The organism is Thalassospira sp. GB04J01 (genome assembly GCF_000751115.1).
GTDB classification, from domain to species: domain Bacteria; phylum Pseudomonadota; class Alphaproteobacteria; order Rhodospirillales; family Thalassospiraceae; genus Thalassospira; species Thalassospira lucentensis.
The window spans coordinates 91,464-116,526 of record NZ_CCDX020000015.1; the positions used below are offsets into that span (position 1 = coordinate 91,464).

Here is a 25,063-nt window from a genome sequence, read left to right on the forward strand (position 1 = left end):
GGGCATGTCGTCCGCCAGATTTTGCGAGTATCCATGTCCCGATCCAATGTGCCATTCGGTTTACCCTTCAGGTCCTCATCCCAAGATAAAGGTAAAGTATCGTCAGGGTGGGCTGGCATCGATTACCGGTGGGTGATTGTTGCGATGGCGCTTTATTTTGCGCTGGGCCTGAACTGGAAAGTGCTGGAGCATTTTTACAGTATTCTGGGCGGGCTTATTGATTATGACCTTGGCTTTGCGATTAGTGCGCCGTTTGTGTTGCTGTTTGGGTCGCTTATTCTTTTCACGCCATTTTCGTTTAAATATCTGCTCAAGCCGTTTTTTGCACTTTTGCTGATCACCGGTGCACTTTCAAATTATGCCATGGTGAAATACGGCATCGTGTTTGACCGCAGCATGATTGAAAATATTGTCGAAACCAACACCACCGAGGCATTTTCATATCTGAATATGCAGTCGGTCCTGTGGTTTGTTGTAAGCGGCCTTGTGCCGGTTGTAATCCTGATTTTGATGCCGATCCGCTATCCAGCGACGATTGTGCGTGGGGTTGTGCAGCGGGTTGCGATGATGTTGATCCCGTTTGTATTTTTGGGTGGGCTTGCCGGGCTTTATTTCAAGGATTACGCATCGGTCGGGCGCAATCACAAGGTCCTGGGCAAGGAAGTTTCGCCGGTGAATTACTTTACCGGGGCCATTCAATATACCAAACGGCGGTATATTTCATCGTCGATGGCGTTTCGCACCGTGGGCGATGATGCCCATCAGGTTGTTAAGGTCGCCAATGGCAAGCCGACATTGATGTTTCTGGTGATCGGGGAAACAGCCCGGGCGCAAAGTGTACAGGCCAATGGGTATGGGCGGCCGACATCGGCATTTACCGGCAAAATTCCCGGTGTTCTTGCCTTTCAAAATGTGCGGTCGTGCGGGACGGCAACGGCGGTATCGGTGCCCTGCATGTTTTCGACCATGGGGCATGACAATTACGATGGTGACGTCGCGCGTCATAGCGAAAGCCTGATGGATGTTCTGGCCAAGGCAGGGGTATCTGTGCTGTGGAAGGAAAATGACGAGGGATGCAAGGGGGTGTGTGACCGCACCAACCATGTTGACATTAACCCCGATGATTTCCCTGATTATTGCGCGAATAGCAGTTGCCTTGACGAGGTGATGCTTGAGGGGCTCGATCAGGAAGTTGCCCGTCTTTCGGGCGACCGGTTGGTGGCGTTTCATGTGATGGGCAGCCACGGGCCGACTTATTTCAAACGGTATCCTGATGAACATCGGTTCTTTACGCCCGATTGCCAGCGCAGCGATATCGAGAATTGCACGCAGGAAGAACTGATCAATACCTATGACAATACAATCCGCTATACCGATTTTGTGATTGCGAAACTGATCAAGCAATTGGCGGGGTATCAGGATCGGTTCAATACCGTGTTGCTGTATGTGTCAGACCACGGGGAATCATTGGGGGAAAGTGGCATGTATCTGCATGGCGCGCCTTATGTGTTTGCCCCCGATGAGCAGACCCATGTGCCGATGTTTACATGGATGTCACCGGGATTTGCCGCGTCGCGCAATATCCAACCCGATTGTCTTGATACAGCAGCCCGAACCGGCAGCTTTTCACATGACAATCTGTTTTCCACCGTGCTGGGCGTGATGCGGGTTCAAACCAAAGTCTATCAGCCAAAGCTTGATATATTTGGCGGTTGTGAAGACAGCATTTATCGTGTGGATCTGGGCGCGGACCTCAGCACAGATATGGGCGCAGAGCCGCAAGTCGATGCTGGTGTAAAGGTGCAGTAACATCGATCCTTGACAGATGCGGGCGATCCCGGTTAGTTGAGTGAGCTCAGTGAGTTTGCTCATTTAATCGAGGTGGCCGATGAATTCCCGGATCAAGCAGCGCGCAGAAACCCGCCAGAAAATTCTTGAGGCGGCGCGGAGCTGTTTTAACCAGTTCGGTTTTGAAAAGGCCTCCACCCGCGCCATTGCCGCGCAGGCCGGGGTCGCCGAGGGGACCATTTTCAGCCATTTTCCGAGCAAGGAAGAACTGGTTGTCGCCAGCCTTGGCGAGCATCTGGCCGAGGCGATTGAACGGGGGCTTCATACGATGGAGCCCGATTGGTGCTTTGTCGACAAGCTGATGCATATTGCGTCTTACCGCTTTGCCCAGATTGCCTTTCAGCCGGGGCTTTGGCAGGTAATCTTGCAGCAGGTTGTGTTTACGCCGCGCAAAGGGGCGGTGCAGGACATGATGCAGGGAAGCGGGCTTTTGTGTGCGATCACAGCCCTGATTGAGGATGCGCAACTTGACGGGGAACTTAACCCCGACATCCCGGTAAACGTGATTCGCAAGACGATCATGGCGCTGTTTTTATTCACCATTCATCAGCATATCAGCCTGCAAAGTTTTGATTGCGAAGACATGTGCGCGACCTTGCGTGAATTGCTTGAGGCGCAGGTGGCGGGGCTTTGGATCTGTGAGCCGGTTCTTGCGGGTTGAGGCGAAGTTATTCATTCGTTTTGGTAGGCTTAGAAAGGCTGTCCAGCGATGTCGTGGCGCTGGTAAGCGTTAAAAACATAAATTCAGAACGGCTGTCGGATAAATTGGCTTTAATAATAATTGTTTGTTTATTGCATATGTAATCGCCCATAATGCCATTGTGCCCACATAAGTTGTTTTTCAGTTCCGGTGCTTGGGGGAAGGTCAGTGTTAGTTGATGAAATTGTAGAGAGTATCGATAACCAAGGCCCTAGAAGTTATTACGCATTCGAAACGTTTGTCATGAATTTAATGAGTCGGCACATCGAAAAGCAGGGCAAAACATTTGAGGCATCTAATGCGAAAGTGCTTGATATTGACGCTCTGGCACCACAGGGGTTCGATAAATTCTTAGGTTCAACCGTTCTCGAGATTAAATTCAATACAATAGGTATATCAGTATCTAGTTTTCTAGATAAAACGATTACTCGATACTTGGAAGCCTACGAGCTATTGAGATTTCAGAATTTACTCATAGTTTCTGCCAAAAGAATTCCAGATAGAATTAAACACAAAATAATAAATTCCTTCGGATCTAGATCTGTTCCTTTCAATGTTGAGTTGTGGGGGCCGGAAGACCTTAATAAAATAGCAAGTAAACATAAGAATTATTCAGAAAAGATTGCGCAGAATTTATTCTCACTCCGAATAAATTCTGCGATGAATAAGGATAGCAAAGACTGGAAGGTGGAAAGAGATGAGATAATTTCCAAGTTGAAAACGTTTTATGATAAAGGACAGTTTTCTTTATTTCTTGGAGCTGGTGTATCCAGTAGTGCTGGGATGCCAGACTGGAATACGCTCCTCAACTCTCTTTTTGTGAGCTACCTCACGCAGGAATTTGACGACGATATAGCCATTGATGACTCAGACATTAGTGATCTTGTTACCAGACTTAACAATATCGATGAGCCATCCGCATTAATGGCTGCACGATATTTACGAAAAGGGCTTTCAAAAAGGGAGGGGGAATCAAAGGATTTCATCTCCGCTGTAACAAAAAATCTCTATAAGTTAAGAGATGGGGCTTTTCCCGTAGAATCTAACTTGATTAAATCAATTGCTTCAATGTGTCTCCCTCGGAGGACTGGAGCAAAGGTTAAATCTGTTGTTACTTATAATTTTGATGATCTATTAGAACGTCAGCTAAAGAATAATGATATCTTACATCGGTCAATATATACAGATAATGAAAGATATGATCCGGATGAGCTTCCATTATACCATGTTCATGGGTTTTTGCCCGAAGAGCAGGCGGATTATAATGGACTTGAGAATTCTACACTTGTGTTCTCAGAGGAAGGGTATCATCAAATTTATTCAGAACCTTACCATTGGTCAAACCTTGTGCAATTAAATTCATTCCGAGAAAGTAATTGTCTTATGATCGGTTTATCAATGACTGATCCAAATTTACGTAGACTTTTAGACATTTCTTCAAAGAATATTGAGCACAGTAAGCATTTTTCATTTATGAAACGTCTTTCCTCTGATGAATTTTGTTTTGAAGTAAAAAATGGAGAACGTGCAAAAGCTATCAATAACGTAGATGCTGCGGAGAAATTTCTGGAACGCCATCATACGTTAAATGAAGAGCTTATGAAGGAGCTCGGAGTAAATATCATATGGTATGAGTCCTATGATGAGATACCGCAGTTTATTAGTGATATTGCCAAGCATGGTAGCTGATCTTTGGTGACTCTGAATTTTTGTGCCGTAGATGTTTTTCATAAGACGGTTATCACATTACTTATTCGCCGATCAGATGCAGCACGACGTTCCGCCGATGCGTGGCGCGGCGATGCTCAAACAGATAAATCCCCTGCCATGTGCCCAGCATGGCAAAGCCATCAGCGACCGGAATGGTTAGCGACACATCGGTCAGGCTTGATTTGATGTGGGCGGGCATGTCGTCGGGCCCTTCGCAGGTGTGGCGATAGAGGCTTGGGTTTTCCTGCACCAGTTGGGCAAAAAACGTTTCAAGATCAAGACGCACATCCGGATCGGCATTTTCCTGTATCGTCAGGCTGGCCGAGGTATGGCGGACAAACACCGTCACCTGACCCGTGGCGATGCCGGTTTGCCCGATCCAGGATTGAACCATATCGGTGATTTCAATCAGGCCCTGACCATTGGTGCGAATTTCAAGGGTGGTTTGGTCTTGTGACAGCATGGCATCCCGTCCGGTTTGCGCCGCCGGACTGGACTTTGGTTTTGGCGTCTGGTCAGGCCGCGGTTTTGGCGTTGTCCTGATCGTAGAAGCGAAGGGCGGTCATGGCAAGGTTGCCAAATTCATAGCTGTCATGGATCAGGTCAGGTGTGTAACCGTCCGTGGCAGCGCCAAGGGCGACGTAAAACGGCATCAGATGATCGTCTTCGGGGTGGGCCTTGATCGCGTGCGGTGCCTGTGCACGGTAATCAAGCAGGGCGTTGATATCGTGGGTTTTGACCTTATCAACCATCCAGTTGGTGAAGTCCTGTGCCCATGGCTCAATCGGGCCTTCGGCGTGATCAAGCGTGCGAAGATTATGGGTCATTGCGCCACTGCCGATCACAAGAACCCCTAAATCACGCAACCCGCGCAGCTTTTTGCCCAGTTCGTAATGATCCGCCGGGCTGCCGTGGGTGAGCATGGATAACTGAAACACTGGAATATCGGCCGTTGGGCGGGCAAGGATCATGGGCATCCACGCCCCGTGATCAAGACCGCGCGCATCATCGGTTTTGGCCCCGATCAGATCGGCGATTTCGCGGGCAAGTGCGGGCGCACCGGATACGTCATAGCGCAGATCATAAAGCGGCTGGGGAAAACCATAAAAGTCGTGAATGGTTTCCTGACTTTTGGCGGTCGAGATGGTGGGAATGTCGGTTTGCCAATGGGCAGAAACCATCAGGATGGCCCGCACCGCGTCAAAATGAGCATCGAGTTCCTTGGCAAAGAAATCAAATGCCGGGGTGCTTTGGCGCGCGACCAGCATGGGGGAGCCATGCGAGATAAAGATCGGTGCGAAGCTTTGAGCGGTATTTGGGGATAGGGATGCGTTGGTCATCGGGCACCTCGGTCTATGACATCATTTGATGTCAATATGATCCGAAGGGACGGCGATGACCAGATGCGGTTCGTCAACAGTCTGTTGCCGATGCTGTCAGAGAGGGCGACAATTGACCCGAAAATGTTGTGCGGCATCGTCACGAGTTGTCAGGCCCTGACTGAGGCTTTCCATTAATTGTGCATATTCATGGCCGTGCGCCTTGTTTAAATGTTGACCATTGTCTGCAAGGAATAGGTCAGCGGTCAGAAAGGCCGTGCGTTTATTGCCATCAATAAATGGATGATTGCGTGCAATCCCCTCGGCATAGCTTGCGGCTAATACGAAAAGATCAATTTCGCCATAGACATAGAGATTTTGTGGGCGTGCGAGTGCCGATTCAAGCAAAGGCGCATCGCGTAAGCCATGAGAACCACCACCAATTTCAATGATGGCTTCATGTGCGGCATCGACATCAGTCCGCGTGACCCATAAGGGTGTGGTCATCGTTGTGCCAGTTCGATGATGGTCTCGCGGTGATAGTCGGCTCGTTCGCGGATTTGACGTTTACGGTCATCAGTCAAGTTTACTGCGGTATCGGTTAAACGGCGGTATTCATCGGCAGAGATGAGAACGAGGCGATCACGCTGATGGCTGGTGATGATGACAGGCTCTTGCATTGCCACATCACTGAATGTGCCAATGTTGTTTTTGAATTCTGTTGCTGAAACGCGCGTCATGATTGGCTCCAGATTGAATTGGATGTTATGGCTATAATATCTACAATATCCATAATGTCCAATTTAATGGTCATTAGAGCCGATCAGTCGGCGATACGAAAACAGGGTCGGGCCTGTGATATGGCCCAACCCTGTCAACATGTAGCACGAAAATATGTGTGTTATTAGAAGCCGTTTTAGCGTTTGCGGCCAAACAGCATCAGCAGCACGCCACCGATAACACCAGCAATCCCGGCAATCAGATACCAGATGGTTTCATCGGTGTAGCGACCAACCAGTGTTTCGGAAATCTGGTCAACGGCACTTTCCGATGCGTTATAGCCGGTCACCAGAAGGGCAACGCCGATCACAAGAATGACAACGCCAAGAATACGACCCATGGACATGATGTTTGCTCCTGTCTTGTGTGTTTTGTTTCTAAAAGAATGCTTTTGAACATATTGAACAGAAACGATAACGCGGCTTGATTAAGGTTGTTCCAAGGCAAAGGAAAAACATCTTGTCTGGTCAGGGGATGCTTTTGGGTTTGCTGAAAATCAGAATGGCAGAGACATGGTGATTTCAACTGCACTGCTGTCGGTGTCGTCATCATCATTGGCAACCGACATCATGTGGCTGAGTGCAAGCTGACTGGTCAGTTGTCCAGTCTCAAAACCAAATCCGGTGCGCATACGCTGATTGCCGTATTCGTTGAGATTGCTTGCGAAGAACGGTGTGATGATGCCCAATTCACGCCCCTGATCATCTGAAAGCGCAAAGCCATAGGTGATGGTGCCACCGATGGTGTATTCGGTGTAATCGGCACGCCCGGCAAGATAGGTGCCTTCAAGGGCGGCATTGAGACCGGTCACTGCATCGGACAACCTTACACCACCCCCGATATTGAACGCGGTTTTGTCATCGTTGATTTCATCGGTGAAATCATAGATCAGGCCGGTTTCGATGAACGGTGAGATTATCAGGCTTTGGGTGGGCGTGAAATCATAGGCGGCTTCGATGGCCGGTTTGATTTGCCGGGTGTTGGAGCGGCTTGTGGCGTTATTCGTCCCGTCGCTTTCGGCATAGGCATCCACGGTTTTGCGTGCCGCCAAAAAGGCCAAAGACGGGGTCAGCGATACTGGCAGGGTTTCAATCGGGCGGACCCGATAAGAGGTGGTGAGTGCGGCATACCATATGTCTGATTCTGTGGTGCCCGATACGGCATTGTTATCGCGGGTGACATCAATGTCGCCCATGCCATATCCGGCTTCGCCAGTGATGGTCAGATTGGCAATCGGGCGGTAGATGACATAGGGCGATGCGACCCAACCGGTTTCCTGATAGCTGCCATTGTTAAAGGCGGTGGTCAGATCGGTATCATTATAGCCAAGTGAGATGCCCGCAATCAGAGCATCGGCAAAACGGTAATCCAGCCCGACATTATAGCCCCAGACATCCCCGTCATAGCGGCTGTCATTGGTGCCGTTGACATAGTCGTTATCAACCGAGGTAAAGGAGCCATGCCCCCAAACCGTAAACGGGGTGGCGGTATCAAAGGCCGCACGTCCGTCAATGCCGCTGGCACCACCCACATCGCCCTGATCTGTCGGGCCAAGGCCGAGCATTTGCATGCCAAGGCCTGTGGAGCTGTCAAAGCTGCCCATCATTGCCATGCGGCGCAGGGCATCGTTGCGGTCGGTGATGTTATCGGTGTTGCGATCATCATCATCGGCGGTGATGTCGGTCAGGCTGGTGCGATTGGTGGCAGTTTCGCGTATTGAGGAGGTAAGGCCCGGTACGTTATTGGTGTTGGAATTGTTGGCGGCACGGGTTACGGATGAGACGCGCGATGCGATATTTTGTTGAACAACCGTGGTCTGGGAGCGCGAGACGGCAGCGATCACAGCGGATGTGGTGCTGGCTGAGGATGTTGATGCGGCAACCGGTTCCGTTCCGGCAACGCAGGTCCCCGTGAAGTTGTACGTTGCGCCAAGGGCCTTTATGAAAAGCTGGCCATCTGTTGTGTCGGCCGGGATTTGAAGGGTGAGGGTGACAGTGTCGCCAATGATGGTGCTGCCGGGCGTGACCGACCGTGAATTGGCGGCGTTATTGTTGTCGGTATAGGTGAAGGTATAGTTGTTTGGCGAATTGCCACTTTGATGTGTGAAGGTGATCTTGGCGACCTCCCACGCGTTATAAGAACCGTTGCCCAGAACGCCATTGTTGGTGGTTGTCAGGTTCCAAAAACTGCAACCCGCGCTAATTGCGAGGGCGCCGTTGGCAAAGGGCAGCGATAATCCCGTCAGGGCCAGCGCATAGAGCCCTTTTTTCAAGAATGACTTACCAACGATCAGGGGCGAATGATCAGATCGCTCCTGTTTGAAGGTGCTTCTGTTCTTATACATTGTTCGCCATGCCCATATCCTTTTTGATCGGTGCCGACGGATCGGTCCCGTTGCAGGAGTATTAAAGGCATTACGCGGTGAGGGTTATCCTTAAGGGGGGAGTTGTGTCGATTTTTGACCAAAAGTGGATAGTGGTTGACCAAAAGTGGATAGCGAACGCGGTTGTTGGGCCGCGTCATCGTTACGCGGGCAGGGCGGCAATTACATCCGAACTTTGGGTAAGGTTGCAATATTCTGACGCCAGCACAGCGGCATAAAGATCAAACACGGTTTGCGCATCGAACCGTTTGCCGTTGGCGTCAAGCACATCAATCGCGGTGGTCGCATCAAGCGGCAGGTGGCAGTCAAAGCCAAGACAGTGCGCAGCACGGATCGAGACATCCATCGAATTATGAATGACAACGCCGGTAAAGATCAGGCGTTTAATGCCCCGGTTGCACAGGTGGTGTTCAAGGTCGGTGCCGATGAAGGCGCAATTAACAGATTTGGTGATGATGGTTTCGCCGTCAATCGGCAATGCTTCGTCCTTGAACGGTTGGCCGGGGCCGTTTGCGTAAAAGGTTGAGGCCGGGTTGGCTTCTTCGTGGCGGACATGGATCACGGGCAGGCTGGCGGCGCGAAACTTTGCCAGCAGATTTGCGATGGCATCAATGTAACCCGGATTGTTTTTGCTGTCCCATTTCGGATCGTCGATGGCCTTTTGCACATCAAGGACGATGAGGGCGGTGTCGTTTCCAAAGACGGGCATGTGGAAAATCCTTGTAGGTGGCCAAAAACAAAACCGGCCGGGAGATGATCCCGGCCGGTTTGCTGATTAAATCAGACGTCGTTCGGGTCTAGACCCTTAGGAACAACCGGTGGTCGCACCACAAGAGTCACATTTAAGGCAGGTGCCGTTGCGGACCAGGGTAAAGTTGCCGCAATCAGGGCAACCATCACCCTCGTAGCCCTTCATGCGGGCTTCGCGGATCTGGTCCATTTTGGCATCAACCTTGGCCGAGACTTCTTCGCCCGCCGTCAGGATCGCGTTGGTTTGCGGTGCTGATGGTGTGGCGGTTGTGGTTGGCGCACTTGCGGTTGTTTCGTGGCTGTGGCTATGACCGTCCGTGCCGGTTGATTTGACTTCAACCACGCGTTCTTCGGTCTGGGCACCGCCATCGACAACATAGAGGTTGCGACGCACGAAGCCGGAAGACGCGACTTTACGGATGGTTTCAATCGCCTGATCTTCGGATTTCTTGGCGGCTTCGCCAAGATCGCCTTCGGCCACACCTTCGCCAACCGCATCCGGGAGGATGTCGGACGGCTGAACATGGGCGAGGTCGTTACGACCAAGATAGGAGATCGCCAGTTCGCGGAACATGTAATCAAGGATCGAGGTCGACATCTTGATCGCATCGTTGCCCGACACCATGCCCGACGGCTCAAAGCGGGTGAAGGTGAAGGCTTCGACATATTCCTCAAGCGGTACGCCATACTGAAGGCCGATGGAAACGGCAATCGCGAAGTTGTTCATCAACGAGCGGAAGGCGGCACCTTCCTTGTGCATGTCGATGAAGATTTCACCGAGTTTGCCGTCTTCATATTCACCGGTACGCAGGTAAACCTTGTGACCGCCAACGGTGGCCTTCTGGGTGTAACCTTTGCGGCGGCCCGGAAGGGAACGACGGTCGCCACGGATGACGCGTTCGATGATTTTTTCGACAATCTGCTGCGATGCTGCCGTTGCCTTGGTGGCGGTTGGCTGATCAGCGTAATCGTCTTCTTCAACCAGGGCGGAGCTGAGCGGCTGGCTGAGTTTCGAGCCATCACGATACAGCGCGTTTGCTTTCACCCCAAGACGCCAAGACAGCATGTAAGCGTCTTTGCAATCCTGAATGTTGGCGCTGCTTGGCATGTTGATGGTTTTGGAAATCGCACCGGAGATGAACGGCTGGGCTGCTGCCATCATGCGGATGTGGCTTTCAGCCGACAGATAACGTTTGCCGATACGGCCACACGGATTTGCACAATCAAAGACCGACAGGTCTTCGTCACGCAGATGCGGGGCCTGTTCGAGCGTCATCGCACCACAGACATAGGTGTTGGCCAGTTCGATCTGTTTGCGATCAAAGCCAAGGGCGGCGAGCATGTCAAAGTCCATGCTGTTGATCGCCTTGGCATCGAGACCAAGCTGATTGATGCAGAAGTCATCGCCAAAGGTGTATTTGTTAAATACGAATTTGACGTCAAATGCGTTTTTAAGCGCACCTTCGACCTTGGCAATGGCATCATCGTCAAAGCCTTTGGCCTTGAGATCATCGTGGGTGATGGAGGGTGAGCCGACCAAGGTGCCGTGACCAACCGCGTATTTTTCAATGTCGCGGATCTGGTTTTCGGTATAGCCGAGCGTTGCCAAAGCAACCGGAACGGTGCGGTTGATGATTTTGAAGTAGCCGCCACCGGCGAGTTTTTTAAACTTCACCAGTGCGAAGTCCGGCTCGATCCCGGTGGTGTCGCAATCCATGACCAGACCGATGGTGCCGGTCGGGGCAATAACGGTGGTCTGTGCGTTGCGATAGCCATGCTTTTCGCCAAGCTCAAGCGCCTTGTCCCATGCAGCACGGGCGGCAACCGGAAGATCGGCATAGGGGCTGTCAGCAGCAACCAGCGGAACCGGATTGATGGCGAGGCCTTCGTATCCGTCCTGTTCGCCATAAGCGGCACGGCGATGGTTGCGCATGACGCGCAGCATTTCGTTGGCGTTGTCGCCATATCCCGGGAAGGCACCCTGTTCACCGGCCATTTCGGCGGAGGTGGCATAGGAAATACCACACATGATCGCGGTCAGGGACGCGCCAATCGCACGGCCTTCGTCGCTGTCATATGAAATGCCCATGCTCATCAGCAGGCCGCCGATGTTGGCATAGCCAAGACCAAGGGTACGGTAACGATAGGACAGTTCGGCAATACGGTCAGACGGGAATTGTGCCATCAGAACCGAGATTTCCAGAACCACGGTCCACAGACGCACCGCATGTTCGTAAGCCTCGATATCAACGCCGCCGTCATCTGAACGGAAGTTCATCAGGTTGAGCGATGCAAGGTTACAGGCAGTGTCATCAAGGAACATATATTCCGAGCACGGGTTGGACGCATTGATGCGACCCGAATTCGGGCAGGTGTGCCATTCGTTGATCGTGCTGTCGTACTGGATCCCCGGATCAGCGCAGGCCCATGCGGCTTCGCCGACTTTGTCCCACAATTCACGTGCGGCAATGGTTTTGGAAACTTTGCCATCGGTACGACGGATCAGGTCCCAGTTGCCGTTATCAAGAACAGCCTGCAGGAATTCATTGGAAACACGAACAGAGTTGTTCGAGTTCTGACCTGAAACGGTCAGGTAAGCCTCGGAGTCCCAATCGGTGTCATAGGTTTTGAAGCTGATCTCGGTGAAGCCCTGACGGGCGAATTCGATGATCTTGTTGATATAGGAATCCGGGATCATGACAGCGCGTGCAGAAAGCACAGCTTCTTTGAGCTGCGGGTTTTGACGCGGGGCGAAACGATCTTCGGAGTCCGCCGCACCATCCCAGTTGTTGCAGGCTGCAAGCACGGCGGTGAGGTGTTTCTCGGCCAGTTTGGAACCAGCAACGAGGGCGGCAACTTTCTGCTCTTCGACGACTTTCCAGTCGATGTATTCTTCGATATCGGGGTGATCAATGTTGACCACGACCATTTTGGCCGCACGGCGCGTGGTGCCACCCGATTTGATCGCACCAGCAGCACGGTCACCGATTTTAAGGAAGCTCATCAGGCCCGAAGAACGACCGCCGCCCGACAGGCTTTCGCCGCCGCCACGCACGTTCGAGAAGTTCGAACCGGTGCCTGAGCCAAATTTGAACAGGCGGGCTTCACGAGTCCAGAGATCCATGATGCCGCCTTCGTTGACGAGGTCATCGGAAACAGACTGAATGAAGCAGGCGTGCGGCTGCGGATGTTCATAGGCACTGGCCGATTTGGTCAGTTCGCCGGTTTTGAAATCAACATAGGAGTGACCCTGCGCCGGGCCATCAATCCCATAAGCCCAATGCAGACCGGTGTTGAACCACTGCGGAGAGTTCGGTGCACCCATCTGGTGGGAGAGCTGATAACGCATTTCATCAAAGAAGGCCTGCGCATCGTCTTCGGCGTCAAAGTAACCGCCTTTCCAGCCCCAATAGGTCCAGGTGCCCGCAAGGCGGTCAAAAACCTGGGTTGCGCTGGTTTCGCTGATGTAGCGTTTTTCAGTCGGCATTTTGTCGAGCTTGGCGACATCAGGTGCCTGACGCCACAGCCAGCTTGGAACGTCTTTTTCTTTAACCGGTTTGAGGGCAACCGGAACACCTGCCTTGCGGAAGTATTTCTGTGCCAGAACGTCACTTGCGACCTGTGACCAGGTCGCCGGAACGTCGATGTCTTTCATTTCAAAAACAACCGACCCGTCGGGGTTTTTGATAACGCAGGACGATTTGCGAAAATCGATGTCGGCGTATGGGCTAACGCCTTCCTGTGTGCACTTTCTGGTAATCCGCATGGTCTGCTCCGGTTTTGATCAGACATGAACGCAGCGCTACTCTGGACATGCGCCGGCATTGCCTGATTCTATATAGTTTGCTCAATGGCTAAACGCTGCCCCTTTGGTCCTTTTTTTGACCTTATCGGGATCAACGGCAATTCTGTATTTGGTGGTGTGGTCCCCCCTTGGAACCATCCGGTCCGTGGGCGGAACTATAAAGCCATAATCTGGCCTCAGTCCACTAAACTTTGTGGTTGACATCAACTTTTATCACAACATGTTGTGGGTCAGTTGGCGTCTCGCTGATTTGATGCTCGGGGGATTCTCGTTAACAATCTCTGAATCAGGCCGGGAGGCCCGGAAAACTGCGCTTTTGGTGGCAGCTGCTTTGTGTGTCGGTCGAAAGACTCGGACTACATGTAGTGGCGAGACGAGATGATCCGCCACAAGCTGAAGCAAACTAACCCTGATTGCGGTGCATTTCCAGTGCGAAGCTGAAAACTTATTGGTTTGCGGTAAATGTCTTCCTGATTTCGACATATAACATGTTGATATATCTATGAAAGTGTTTGTTTTGTTACGGTGAAAAATCTGGTCGTATCCCGAGTGATATGTCGGGGGAGGGGCACGATATATTGTGGATAAGCAGGTGGACAAAGCCCCACACCATATGCAGATCAATGAGTCGTCGCCCCACAAGCAGTTGTGGGTTGTTTGCCGTCAACGCATAGTGACATTGGTTCCCGTGCTGATCGGCCCAGATTACGGGCATTTTGCGGCGTCAAATCGGTTGAAAAACGCGATATGAGCTGACTTGGCCATGAACCGATAAATGTCAGCGCGGGCGGATGGTGTTTCCGGTTTGGGTTGAGCTGCCGTTATGAGGCGGTGTGATGAGGTTGTGTTGCCTGCCTGAAACATTGACTTTGCCCGAACATCACGACATATAAGAGCCTTGTTGATCGCAGGGCACCCCGCGTATGTGTCGTGCGCCGCGTTTGGCGGACAAACCAGATCTGGAGAGAGACCCAACATGGCCACCGTCGGCACCCGTATTCATACTGCGCTGTTTGGCAAGCGCGTTGGCGAAGACCGTTTCGGCAATATCTATTATACCGAAAAGAAAACGGCCAAAGGCCGTCGCACCCGGCGTTGGGTGGTCTATAAAGGTATTGTCGAAGGGTCCAAGGTTCCGGCTGAATGGCATGCCTGGCTGCATTACACTGTTGATGCGCCGCTGTCAGACAAGGCCGAGGATCGTTATGACTGGCAGAAAGAACATCTGCCGAACCTGACCGGGACCAAGCATGCCTATCGCCCGGCAGGTCATGAATATCAGGGTGGTCAGCGCGCCAAGGCAACCGGTGATTATCAGGCCTGGTCGCCGGAAGGCTGATCGGCCAGAAACTGTTTTTTCAGGCGGGCGCGGGGAAACTCGCGCCCGTTTGTGTTTTATGAGCGTTTTGCGCGGTTGTAATTTGTGCGGACGCAAGACAATATACGTATCAAAGAGATACATAACGGATAGGGCCTATGAGCAATAGACTGGTCGAAAGCCTTGCGGGTGCTGCGGTAATTGCCGTTGCCGTTGGATTTGCAGCGTACTCCTATTCACGTGCCGGAATCGGGACGGTGGAAGGGTATGAAATCTCGGCCAACTTTAGCCGGATTGACGGGTTGAGTGTCGGCAATGATGTGCGTATTTCGGGTGTGAAGGTCGGGACGGTAACCGCGCAGGACCTTAATCCTGAGAGCTTTATGGCGGTTGTTAAAATGTCGGTGCGCGCGGACTTGTCCCTGCCACTTGATAGTTCGGCAAAAATTGCGTCTGACGGGTTGCTTGGTGGCAAGTTCGTTGCCCTTGAACCGGGCGGGGACATTGACATGATCGAAGCCGGTGGTGAAATCGAATACACCCAAGGATCGGTCAACCTTGAAGACCTGATTGGTCAGGTGATTTATTCATCGACCAGCAGCGACAAATAACGTCGCCGTCGCAGGTGTTTCTGTCGCAAGGGTCGCAAGGGTGCTGGCGGCCATTATTTTGCCGGTTTTTCCAGCAAGGTTGTGATTTGGATTTTTCAGGTCAGGAATTGCGGATTTGGGTCTATTGGCCCATCTGAGGATTCTATCTGAAGGGTCCACGTCAAAATCATCGGAGCGGTTGATGAAGAAGACCGACGCGTTGCAGCATTTTCCAACATGGCAGGCCCCGGATGGGTCGCCATTGTCGTGCGTGGAAAAGATCAAGGTTTTGAATGACAATTTCGGCGAGTTGCGCGAAATCATGCAGGATGCGCTTGAAGATGCGCTTTTGATGGGCTGTGACGAAGAACAGTTTCGCGCCGTGATGCGCGATCTGGTGGCCGAAATGCACAATCCTTATGGACCCGACAGCGCGCCGGACACTGCCAACGGCAATGATGCGCGCGATGCCAATGTTCAAAGTGACCAAAGCGATAAACAGGACTGAATAACACGATGAAACGATCTTTTGCGATTGCCGCCGTTTTTTCGACATGTGCACTGATCGGAGCCGCCACCATCACAGTTGCCACTGCGGCACTTGATTATCGCCCCGCCCCGGTTGCCCAGATTCAGGGGCTTGATAAAATCACGGCGCGTATTTCGACATTTGATGTGCCGGTCGGGCAGATGGCAAAATTTGGCACCTTGCAGATTACGGTTGATGCCTGCTATCGCACGCCGCCCGAAGAGCTTCCTGAAAGTGCCGGATTCTTGAAAATCAGTGACGTGCATGAAGATGGCCGCGAAAGCCGCGACGAGCTGTTTTCCGGCTGGATGTTTGCATCCAGTCCCGGATTGTCCGGGCTTGAGCATCCGGTTTATGACGTCTGGCTGAAAGAATGCCTTAACCCGGAAGATGCGAACCAAACTCCGCAGGCTCAACCGGCACCCGACGGCAACTAGTCCCCCTAAAATCCCCCGCATTTTATGCGTTTGAACGACAGGACCCCTGATGCGGACATGGCATCGGGAGTGGTGTCATTTGGGCCGATTGTATCGTGTTTGTGGACCGCCAGAGATGCCCAGCGGCGAAACCATAGATGCGCGAGACTGAAAAACATTGGGCATTTGTTGATAGAGGACGGAGTGTCCACGCCAAAACACATTTAGAAACAATGGGGTAAGTGTATTTTCTGTCCGGAATTATGATCTGGAATAGCGTCACATGGTTACATATGACCGTTCGCAATCTGGCAGAAATAAGGCTGGGATATCTTTTATTGTTTCCAAAATCGAATAAGAATGTTGCCGCTGCACTGGCTTGAGGGCCACGCGCGAGGCTGTCACTGTGCACCCACTTAATTCGCGGTGCAGTATGTTGTGCCGCCCATTCACATGAGGGAAAAGACAATGTTTAATTTGGTTAAAAAGGCGGGCTTGGCCCTGACCATCGCAGCGGGTTTGTCGGGGGCGGCTTTTTCCGCACAGGCGGCCGAGAGCTATAAACTTGATCCGTCGCATACCAGCGTGATCTTCATCGTCAACCATCTTGGCTTTTCCAACTATCAGGGCCGTTTTGGCGGCGCATCGGGCGAATTGACGATTGACCGTGACAATCTTGCGGCGTCGTCGGCAGAAATCAATATCGACCTGACCCAGATCGATAGCGGTTTCGAAGGTCTTGATAACCACATGAAAACCGCCGATTTCTTTGATGTTGAAAACCATCCGACCGCAACGTTCAAAAGCAGCGCGATTGAACTAGTTGGTGAAAATGGTGCGAAAATCACCGGTGACCTTACGATTCTTGGCCAGAGCAAGCCGCTTGTTCTTGACGTCACCCTTACCGGCGAAGGCGACCATCCGATGACCGGCGATCATATTCTTGGTTTTGCGGCCAAGGGCACGGTGACCCGTTCGGATTATGGCATGACCTATCTTGTGCCGGCGGTTAGCGACGATGTGACCTTGCAGATTTCGTCCGAATTCATGAAGCAGAAATAATCATCGGAAAAGCCGGCGGCGGTACAGGGTACCCCGCCGGTTTGACGGTGTTAACGGGAAGGTGACCATTCATGGCGCTTCGCAGTACGCAAACGGGTTTTGGCCCGGTGACCAAGGGCTTTCACTGGGTGATGGCGATCCTGATTGTGCTGATGTTCGCGATTGGCTGGTATATGGATCTTTTGCCGTTGGGGCTTGAGAAGCTCGCATGGATATCCCGTCATAAATCAATCGGTATCCTGATCCTGTTTCTGGCGATCATGCGCATTATTTGGCGGATTTCGGAACAAACACCGATGCCGGTTAGCCGGAATCGCTGGGAAATAGCGGTTGCAAAATTGGCGCATCTTGCTCTTTATGGTGTATTGATCGTCATGCCGTTGACTGGCTGGTTAATGTCGTCGGCGGCGAATTTTTCGGTCAGTGTGTTTGGCCTGTTTACGCTGCCAGATATGGTTGCGCCCGATCCGGCGTTGTTTGAAACGCTGCGCACGGTTCACTGGGCGCTGTCCTGGGGTATTGTCGGGCTTGTCGGGTTGCATGTTGCTGCGGCCCTCAAACATCACGTCATCAATCGCGATGTGACGTTGCGGCGGATGTTGCCGATGGTGAAAGGAAAATAATCATGGACACAGGACTTGGCAAACTGGTGCGGGCTGCGGTGATTGTTCCGGCCCTGACATTATCGTTTCCGGCAATTGCCGATACATGGACAGCGACGCCCGATGATGGCGACATTGAATTTACCGGCAAGCAGCTTGGCGCATCGTTCGAGGGCGAGTTTGAAAGTTTCAATGCCGATATCGTCTTTTCGCCCGACGACCTTGCCGGATCGAAAGTGGTGGTGGTGATCGACATTGCATCAGCCGATTCCGGCAATCCGGAACGGGACACCCAGATGTTGACAGCGGACTGGTTCGACGTGGAGCAATGGCCGACGGCACGGTTTGAAACCAAATCCTTTCGCGAAATTGGCCCGAACCAGTATGAAACCGTGGCCGATCTGACGATCCGGGATGTCACGCGCGAAGTGGTTTTGCCGTTCCGTCTTGAGATTGACGGGAACGATGCCGATGCCGAAGGGACGGTCGTGATCAAGCGGAGCGATTTTGGCGTCGGACAGGGTGAGTGGAGCGACACCAGCCAGATCGGCGACGAGGTGACCATCCGTATTGATCTTGAGGCAACACGCGGCTGATCAACCACCGCATGATCGTCAATAAATGCAAAAGGCAGCCATCAATGTGATGGCTGCCTTTTGTCATATGGGACCGGTTTAATGGATTCCTGGTTTACTTCACGGCACTTTCGCGCAGATCGGCCAGGAATTTTTCGACCGCATCGTCCAGTGCGCGGGCTTCGTCAACCAGCTTTTCAGCCGATTGGGCAATCTGCGTGGTGCCAGATGACACGCGCCCGGCATTTTCATTGACGGTTTCGATCCGTTGGGAGACTTCGCTGGTGCCGTCAGCGGCCTGTTGGACATTGCGCGAAATTTCGCCAATCGCGGCGTGCTGTTCTTCGACCGCAGCCGCAATCGCGGTTGAACTGTCGGCGACTTTGGCGATGGTTTCGGAAATCAGGCGGATGGCTTCAACTGCTTCGCCAGTTTCATTTTGCACCGAGAGAATTTGCTGATTGATTTCCTCGGTCGCCTTGGCGGTTTGGTTGGCGAGGTTTTTGACCTCAGATGCGACCACGGCAAAGCCTTTGCCGGCATCACCGGCACGCGCGGCCTCAATCGTGGCGTTGAGTGCCAGAAGGTTGGTCTGTTCGGCAATGTCGCCGATCAGTTTTGCCACGTCACCAATTTTCTGTGCCGCATCGGCAAGGCCGGTCACGGTTTCATTGGTGCGGGTTGCCTGATCATTTGCCTGATTGGCAATGTCGGCCGATTGGGCGATCTGATGGGCAATTTCGTCACTTGATGCGGTGAGTTCTTCGGTCGCGGCCGAGACGGTTTGTACATTGGTCGATGTTTCGTTGGTGGCCGAGGCAACTGCGGCGGAAAGTTCGCTGTTGGTGTTGCTGGCTTCTTGCATGTTTGCGGTGGCCTGCTTCATTTCGGTAATGGAAGCAGAGATCGACCGGATCAGGCCCTTGACCCGTTGTTCAAGGGAGTTTGCCATGTTGGTGATGTCGTCACGGCGTTGTTTGTCAGCCTCGACTTCCATTTTCTTCTGGCGGGTTTGGAGTTCTTGGTTTTCAAGAGCTTGCTGGCGGAAGGAGACAACAGTTCGGGCCATGTCACCGACCTCATCCCCACGGTCCTGACCTTCGATTTCGCCTTCAAGCTGTCCGGTTGCGATCTGGGTCATACGGGATGAAAGTTTGCCCAAGCCAACCGTAATGTTGCGCCCGATTGTAAGCGACAAAAGGGTCAGGATAACAACAACGATAGAAATTATTACAAGCGACGTAACGGCCTGATCGAAGAATGCTGCATCGACATCGTCAATATAAATACCGGTGCCGATGGTGTGCCCCCAAGGCAGTGTATTGGCGTAGGAGAGTTTCTCAAACAGGGCGTCTTTCTGTTGGCCCGGTTTGGGCCACATATATGTAAAGAAGCCTCCGCGCGGGTTTTCTGCAACTTCAAGCATTTCGCGGATAATGAATTTGCCGGTTGGATCCTTAAGCTGGCTGAGATCTTTGCCCACCAAGGCTGCGTTGGCTGCATGCATCTGGGCAATGCCTTTTGAGTCATAGGCAAAGAAATAGCCGGTGCCTTCGTCAAATTTTGACGACGCCGCCATGCGGTAGAATTCGGTGATGGCTTCTTCCTGGCCAAGCGTACCATCATCAACCTGCTGTTGATAAGATTGTGCTGCCGTGATGAGCATGTCGGTCGTCGATTCTATCTTGTCCTTGCGATCCTCTATCATGCCATCGCGCAGAGCTACCAACTGCAGAGTAGAAATCGTCAGAAGGGCGATCACGGATAGAATCGAGAGACTTGCAACTTTCTTACCAATGCGGATGTTCTGAAGCATGGTGTATTCCTGTACTTGACTGTTTTGCCTGCTAGCAAATGCCGGGATCTATTCAAAGGAGGTGGCAATGATAGATTTGTATAAACTTTAGTTTATAATTACACGCAAACGTATAGTATGATCTAAGTCAAGCGATATCATATTTTTTGAATGATTATGCTGGTGACTGTTATGGCGACAGGCTCTGTGCCGTGCTCTTGCTTGGGCAGCCTTGCCGTGCAAACGCCCTAATGAAAAAACACCTGTCGGATATGACAGGTGCTTTTTTGTTTTTAGTTTTTGATCTTGATCGTTTTGATCAGGTCAGGTGTCTGGTCAAAAAGGAGGTAGCAAGGTCAATGCCTTCTTCGTCGATGCCATGTTGCAGGCCCGCGCGTTCATGCAGGGCAACATCGATGCCGTTCGCGCTAAGCGTTTCCTTGGCAAGGCGGGATGCCTCGATCGGGACGACCGGATCGGCGGTGCCATGGACCAGCACCATCGGCGGACGCGACTTGATTTCGGCGGCAAAGGCATCTTCGCCCAGAAGTGCGCCGGAAAATCCGATTACACCGGCGATCTGATCTTGGCGACGCGGGGCCGATTGAAACGCCATCATTGTGCCTTGCGAGAAACCAAGCAGGGCAACACGATCTGCGGTCACACCATGGGTTTCCATCACATGGTCGATAAAATCATCGACATAGGCAGCACTTTTGGCGGCACCCTGTGCCATGGCCTTAAGCGCGCCGGACATGGTTTCAGGCGCACGGCGCAGAAATTCCGGATCATATTCGGCAAGGCTGAACCACTGGCGGCCAAATGGTGACATCTCACACGGGTAGGGGGCATTTGGCGAATAAAATGCCGTATCGGGAAGCTTGCGGGCCAGATGCGGGGCCAGACCAATCAGGTCATTGCCATCTGCGCCATAGCCATGCAGCAGGATGACGACGCTTTTGGTGGTGCCCGATGCTGCTGGCAACGTCGGACCGGACAATAATGTTTCGGTGCTCATTATGACTTCCCTGAATATTCCTGTGCCCCTGCTTAGCAACCCATGGATTGGACGACCAGTGTTTTTTGCACCGCACGACAGGTAATCGATTTGCCGTTGCGGTGCAGGATGAAATATATCCCGCCAGCCTGTGGATAAAAGTGTGGATGGATTGGATTGCGTAAGACCAATTTTGCAATTGTACGCCGTTTTGACCGGTTGACGTGTGGTCGCCCTATGCCGTGGTATAGTTTTTTAGCGGTGAAATGGGCCGCAGTGCAATAAACCCAGAATGCAAATTTATCTTATATAAAACAAAGTATTACAGATATATTCAAGGGGTTAGCTGCATTTGGTATTTCAAAATTGGTTCAAAAATTACCAAAAATGAAATCGAAAACCCTCGACTGAGTAGGCATGAGGAAGACGGAAATTCAACGGTGTGGATTTTTTGAGGTATTCCACGTTTAAAACCTGTCTTTTGCCGCGCGCTTTTCTGTGCCACAAGAAATCGTCCGGTCCCGCCAGACCGCCCCACACGAAGAATAAAATTTAGAGGCCCTGATGAACCGTACGCGCCGATGGTTCGGCAAGGGGGATCGACGTGTTCTGACGTTGACCTTGCCGATTATCCTGTCCAATGCCACCGTCCCGTTGCTCGGTGCTGTCGATACTGCTGTCGTCGGTCATCTTGATAGCCCGCATTATATTGGGGCAGTTGCGGTTGGGGCGCTGATCTTTTCCTATGTGTTTTGGGGGTTCGGGTTTCTGCGCATGGCGACCACGGGCCTTGCCGCACAGGCCCATGGGCGGCGTGATGCCAATGGGGTGCGTGCGGTTTTTGCCCGTGCGGCCTTTATCGCGGTTGTGGCCGGTCTTGCGGTCATGGTGTTGCAATATCCGATCATTGAACTGGCGATGTCGTTGATCGCGCCAAGTCCAGCGGTTGAGGCATCCGCACGCGATTACTTTGCCGTTCGGATCTGGGCATCGCCTGCGACCCTGATGCAATATTGTATGCTGGGCTGGTTGCTTGCGATGCGCGACAGCCGGGCGGTGTTTATCTTTCAGGTGGTCCTGAATTCGATCAACATCATCCTTGATATCCTGTTTGTCCAAGGGTTTGGCTGGGATGTGCGCGGGGTGGCCGGGGCAACTGTGATTGCCGATTATTCCGGTGTCGTATTGGGATGGTTTTTGATGCAGCCGCATCTTAAACGCCTTGGCGGGACATGGCGCGGCATTGGGATTCTGGATCGGGCACAGTTATCGAAACTGATGAAAATCAATGGTGATATTTTTGTTCGCACCCTTGCACTGACATCGGCCTTTGCGCTGTTTACCAGTTTCAGCGCGCGGTTTGGCGAAGTGACATTGGCCGCGAACGCGGTTTTACAGAACTTTTTGATGTTCGGATCGTTTGCGCTTGATGGTTTTGCCCATGCGGCGGAAACGCTTGTTGGGCAGGCTTACGGTGCGGAACGGCGCAAACAGTTTCTGTGGGCGGTGCGCAAAACAACGATCTGGTCGATCATCTCGGCGGTTGTTATGGCGGCCCTGTTTGCCGCAGCGGGCCCGTGGATCATTGATGGGCTGACCAGCATTCCCGAAGTGCGGGCCGCGTCTTATGAGTATCTGGTCTGGGCGGTGATATTGCCGATTACCGGTGTGCTTGGATTTCAGTTTGACGGCGTGTTTTTAGGCGCCATGCAGACCAAGCAGTGGCGCAACATGATGCTGCTGTCGGTGGGGATTTATGGGCTGTTTGCCTGGTGGGCGGTTGAGACAGGCAGCAATCATATGCTGTGGGCCGCGTTTAACGCGTTCTTCCTGCTGCGCGGGGTGACTTTGGCGCTGCTGTTTCCGACCATCATCCCGGATCGTCGGAAAGCGGTTGGGTAGGGTGGTAACGTACCGCCGTATTGCTCTTGGTTTTGGGGACGATGACAGATGTGCTGCAATCAGTCGGTTTCGGCGACCGGAAGCTTGGTGCTGTTTTTGACTTCATGCAGGGTGAAGCTTGATTTCATGTTGGCGACACCGGGCAGCTTCATCATGACGTCGGACAGGAAGCGCTGATAGGACGCCGGGTCAGGCACGATGATGCGCATCATGTAATCCTGATTGCCGACCATGGCATAGCAATCGACAATTTCGTGGTGTTCCTGAACAGCGGTTTCAAACCGGCGCAGCGATGGTTCGTCATGCTGGGTCAAAGACACCGTGACAAAGACGTTCACGCCCAGATGCAAATGCGACGGATCGAGCAGGGCGACATATTTGCGAATGACGCCGCTTTCTTCGAGCTTGCGCAAGCGTCGCAGGCATGGGGAGACGGACAGGCCAACCTTATCAGCCAGTTCGACCATCGAAATCCGCCCGTCTTCCTGAATTTCACGAAGAATTTTGCGATCAATTGCGTCGAATCCGTTGCGCGCCATGGCGTGCCACACTCCTTTGGTCGATAAAAGGCGGGGGTAAAAGCCGCCCGCACATATCTGGTTTCAGGGGGTAAATCTTGCCAAAATTTAATCCGCCTGTACGTGTTTTCTGCTGCGCGATAAGCCATGACTTCGCGTTTCTGTCAATCGTTGCATGGTAACAGATGTTATTTTTCACTTTGTTAAACTGTGAATATAAGGTGGCGGCCCAACACCGTATAACACTGCTTTGCGCTTGCACGGGGATGGGAATATCGCTATGTCCTTCAATTGCTTGGAAAGCTTTGCTTTGACGCCGTTTCCTCGCACCCGCAGCGGAACTTATCATTGCCGTAACGCGTTTTGACAGTGTAGTATAATCGTACCAATTTACTTATTTTGAATGCGGTTAATCTCCTGTCGGGGACTGGGAGAGGTTGGTTGATCCAGCCGCGTTATAGAAAGGCACACATGGTGGACGCTGCGCAAAACACACCGGGATATAACCTGGTCACGATTGGCGAGCATAAAATCAATATCCGTCCGGCGGTTCAGGGGGACCTGCCAAATGTTGTTGATCTTGATGATCGGACAACAGGTTTGCGCAAGCCCGAGTATTGGGACGATTTGTTTACCCGCTATGGCAATCGCAAGGATTCCCGGTTTTTCCTGATTGCAGAAGAAAACGGCACGTTGCTTGGCTGTATTTTCGGTGAAGTGCGGTCGTGGGAGTTTAATTCGGTGCCATGTGGCTGGGTTGGCACGGTCAGTGTCGAACCGGACCTGCGCATGGGCGGAATCGGGACCATTCTGTATGATGAAATGTGCCGGTGCTTCCGCAAGGCCGGGGTGACCAAAGTGCGCACCATGATCCCGCGCGATGCCACCGATCTTATGTCGTTCTTCCGATCACAGGGCATGATGGCTGGCCCGTTTATCCAGCTTGAAACCGATATGGAAGAGGGGGCTTAAGCCATGATGTCTTTGCAAAAGGCAACCCTGTTTGCCCTGTATGCGGTTCTGGAGCTGGCCGAGGATACCGACCGGCAGCTTTCGGCATCGGAAATCGCCGAACGGTACAACATTTCCACCAACCATCTTGCCAAGGTCCTGCGTGATCTCGGCCGGGCGGGCTTGGTTGAATCGGTACGGGGTGCCGGGGGGGGATATCGTTTCTGTGGCAATGCCAAGCGCACGACGCTTTTGGATGTGGTGCAATTGTTTGAAGAGGTCGGGACCGGCCCATCAAACAGCATTGTGCAGCAAACCAATGCCGGTGCGGCCTTGTCGCAGGTGATGGATGAAATCGAAGAAATCACCCATGCGACGTTGCTGTCGATTACGCTTGAAACCATGCTGAAACTCATGCGCAAGCGACGCCCGGAAAAACCATCATCGACTGGTTTGTTCCGCGCGGTTTAAACCCCGGACAGGCACCAAAATTCAGACAAACAAAAAGGCCGT

24 protein-coding genes are annotated in these 25,063 nt (G+C 52.3%); 13 read left to right on the plus strand and 11 right to left on the minus strand.

Features of this window, described 5'->3' with window-relative positions:
- The first annotated feature begins 132 nt into the window (after nucleotides 1-132).
- From AMM48_RS16165 to AMM48_RS16175, 3 genes are all read left to right on the plus strand, one after another.
- Nucleotides 133-1,809: a phosphoethanolamine--lipid A transferase gene (locus AMM48_RS16165; protein ID WP_279627499.1), complete on the plus strand. Its 1,677-nt coding sequence runs from the start codon at nucleotides 133-135 to the stop codon at nucleotides 1,807-1,809.
- A gap of 79 nt (nucleotides 1,810-1,888) precedes the next feature.
- Nucleotides 1,889-2,509 (plus strand): TetR/AcrR family transcriptional regulator, encoded by a 621-nt coding sequence (locus tag AMM48_RS16170; protein ID WP_102784888.1) that lies wholly within the window; start codon nucleotides 1,889-1,891, stop codon nucleotides 2,507-2,509.
- 207 nt (nucleotides 2,510-2,716) lie between these two features.
- Complete coding sequence (locus tag AMM48_RS16175; protein ID WP_102784889.1) at nucleotides 2,717-4,237, plus strand: SIR2 family protein; 1,521 nt, start codon at nucleotides 2,717-2,719, stop codon at nucleotides 4,235-4,237.
- A 61-nt stretch (nucleotides 4,238-4,298) separates the two neighbouring features.
- On the opposite strand, the gene AMM48_RS16180 is transcribed toward AMM48_RS16175, so the two are convergent.
- The 8 genes from AMM48_RS16180 to AMM48_RS16215 all read right to left on the minus strand — a co-directional run bounded on the left by AMM48_RS16180 (nucleotide 4,299) and on the right by AMM48_RS16215 (nucleotide 13,256).
- On the minus strand, nucleotides 4,299-4,721 hold the full coding sequence (locus tag AMM48_RS16180) for a secondary thiamine-phosphate synthase enzyme YjbQ (protein WP_181951584.1): 423 nt from the start codon (nucleotides 4,719-4,721) through the stop codon (nucleotides 4,299-4,301).
- A 52-nt stretch (nucleotides 4,722-4,773) separates the two neighbouring features.
- Nucleotides 4,774-5,598, minus strand: a complete 825-nt coding sequence (locus AMM48_RS16185) for a class III extradiol ring-cleavage dioxygenase (RefSeq protein ID WP_102784890.1) — start codon at nucleotides 5,596-5,598, stop codon at nucleotides 4,774-4,776.
- A 96-nt stretch (nucleotides 5,599-5,694) separates the two neighbouring features.
- Nucleotides 5,695-6,084 (minus strand): type II toxin-antitoxin system death-on-curing family toxin, encoded by a 390-nt coding sequence (locus AMM48_RS16190; protein ID WP_102784891.1) that lies wholly within the window; start codon nucleotides 6,082-6,084, stop codon nucleotides 5,695-5,697.
- Nucleotides 6,081-6,317, minus strand: coding sequence for a type II toxin-antitoxin system Phd/YefM family antitoxin (locus tag AMM48_RS16195; RefSeq protein WP_102784892.1), 237 nt, complete (start codon nucleotides 6,315-6,317; stop codon nucleotides 6,081-6,083). Before AMM48_RS16195 ends, AMM48_RS16190 begins: the two co-directional genes overlap by 4 nt.
- A 176-nt stretch (nucleotides 6,318-6,493) precedes the next feature.
- Entirely contained in the window at nucleotides 6,494-6,703 is a 210-nt protein-coding gene (locus AMM48_RS16200; RefSeq protein WP_102784893.1) for a DUF3185 family protein, read from the minus strand.
- Between the two features lie 150 nt (nucleotides 6,704-6,853).
- Nucleotides 6,854-8,701, minus strand: a complete 1,848-nt coding sequence (locus tag AMM48_RS16205; RefSeq protein ID WP_102784894.1) for an autotransporter outer membrane beta-barrel domain-containing protein — start codon at nucleotides 8,699-8,701, stop codon at nucleotides 6,854-6,856.
- A gap of 181 nt (nucleotides 8,702-8,882) precedes the next feature.
- On the minus strand, nucleotides 8,883-9,449 hold the full coding sequence (locus AMM48_RS16210) for an isochorismatase family protein (protein ID WP_102784895.1): 567 nt from the start codon (nucleotides 9,447-9,449) through the stop codon (nucleotides 8,883-8,885).
- Between the two features lie 96 nt (nucleotides 9,450-9,545).
- Nucleotides 9,546-13,256 (minus strand): vitamin B12-dependent ribonucleotide reductase, encoded by a 3,711-nt coding sequence (locus AMM48_RS16215; RefSeq protein ID WP_022730439.1) that lies wholly within the window; start codon nucleotides 13,254-13,256, stop codon nucleotides 9,546-9,548.
- A gap of 1,015 nt (nucleotides 13,257-14,271) precedes the next feature.
- Here AMM48_RS16215 and AMM48_RS16220 point away from each other — a divergent pair.
- The 7 genes from AMM48_RS16220 to AMM48_RS16250 all read left to right on the plus strand — a co-directional run bounded on the left by AMM48_RS16220 (nucleotide 14,272) and on the right by AMM48_RS16250 (nucleotide 18,408).
- Nucleotides 14,272-14,634, plus strand: coding sequence for an NADH:ubiquinone oxidoreductase subunit NDUFA12 (locus tag AMM48_RS16220; protein WP_102784896.1), 363 nt, complete (start codon nucleotides 14,272-14,274; stop codon nucleotides 14,632-14,634).
- Between the two features lie 137 nt (nucleotides 14,635-14,771).
- Nucleotides 14,772-15,224, plus strand: a complete 453-nt coding sequence (mlaD, locus tag AMM48_RS16225; protein WP_102784897.1) for an outer membrane lipid asymmetry maintenance protein MlaD — start codon at nucleotides 14,772-14,774, stop codon at nucleotides 15,222-15,224.
- Nucleotides 15,225-15,405: 181 nt separating this feature from the next.
- A complete protein-coding gene (locus AMM48_RS16230) occupies nucleotides 15,406-15,711 on the plus strand; it encodes a hypothetical protein (RefSeq protein WP_347876286.1) in 306 nt (101 codons plus the stop codon).
- A gap of 8 nt (nucleotides 15,712-15,719) precedes the next feature.
- Complete coding sequence (locus AMM48_RS16235; protein ID WP_102784898.1) at nucleotides 15,720-16,169, plus strand: DUF2155 domain-containing protein; 450 nt, start codon at nucleotides 15,720-15,722, stop codon at nucleotides 16,167-16,169.
- Between the two features lie 447 nt (nucleotides 16,170-16,616).
- Nucleotides 16,617-17,210: a YceI family protein gene (locus tag AMM48_RS16240; RefSeq protein WP_102784899.1), complete on the plus strand. Its 594-nt coding sequence runs from the start codon at nucleotides 16,617-16,619 to the stop codon at nucleotides 17,208-17,210.
- 71 nt (nucleotides 17,211-17,281) lie between these two features.
- Nucleotides 17,282-17,833, plus strand: coding sequence for a cytochrome b (locus AMM48_RS16245; RefSeq protein ID WP_102784900.1), 552 nt, complete (start codon nucleotides 17,282-17,284; stop codon nucleotides 17,831-17,833).
- 2 nt (nucleotides 17,834-17,835) lie between these two features.
- On the plus strand, nucleotides 17,836-18,408 hold the full coding sequence (locus tag AMM48_RS16250; RefSeq protein ID WP_102784901.1) for a YceI family protein: 573 nt from the start codon (nucleotides 17,836-17,838) through the stop codon (nucleotides 18,406-18,408).
- 94 nt (nucleotides 18,409-18,502) lie between these two features.
- Here AMM48_RS16250 and AMM48_RS16255 read toward each other — a convergent pair whose 3' ends face one another.
- Nucleotides 18,503-20,203, minus strand: a complete 1,701-nt coding sequence (locus tag AMM48_RS16255; RefSeq protein ID WP_102784902.1) for a cache domain-containing protein — start codon at nucleotides 20,201-20,203, stop codon at nucleotides 18,503-18,505.
- A gap of 298 nt (nucleotides 20,204-20,501) precedes the next feature.
- Complete coding sequence (locus AMM48_RS16260) at nucleotides 20,502-21,200, minus strand: alpha/beta fold hydrolase (protein ID WP_102784903.1); 699 nt, start codon at nucleotides 21,198-21,200, stop codon at nucleotides 20,502-20,504.
- Nucleotides 21,201-21,743: 543 nt separating this feature from the next.
- Between AMM48_RS16260 and AMM48_RS16265 the strand changes: the two genes are divergently transcribed.
- Complete coding sequence (locus tag AMM48_RS16265; RefSeq protein WP_102784904.1) at nucleotides 21,744-23,081, plus strand: MATE family efflux transporter; 1,338 nt, start codon at nucleotides 21,744-21,746, stop codon at nucleotides 23,079-23,081.
- A 59-nt stretch (nucleotides 23,082-23,140) separates the two neighbouring features.
- Here the strand turns inward: AMM48_RS16265 and AMM48_RS16270 are convergent, their stop codons facing one another.
- The gene (locus AMM48_RS16270; RefSeq protein ID WP_022730450.1) at nucleotides 23,141-23,620 is read right to left on the minus strand and encodes an Lrp/AsnC family transcriptional regulator; all 480 of its coding nucleotides are present in this window, start codon (nucleotides 23,618-23,620) and stop codon (nucleotides 23,141-23,143) included.
- A 450-nt stretch (nucleotides 23,621-24,070) separates the two neighbouring features.
- Between AMM48_RS16270 and AMM48_RS16275 the strand changes: the two genes are divergently transcribed.
- Both AMM48_RS16275 and AMM48_RS16280 read left to right on the plus strand, forming a co-directional pair.
- Entirely contained in the window at nucleotides 24,071-24,571 is a 501-nt protein-coding gene (locus AMM48_RS16275) for a GNAT family N-acetyltransferase (RefSeq protein ID WP_022730451.1), read from the plus strand.
- Nucleotides 24,572-24,574: 3 nt separating this feature from the next.
- A complete protein-coding gene (locus AMM48_RS16280; protein WP_022730452.1) occupies nucleotides 24,575-25,021 on the plus strand; it encodes an Rrf2 family transcriptional regulator in 447 nt (148 codons plus the stop codon).
- Nucleotides 25,022-25,063 lie beyond the last annotated feature (42 nt).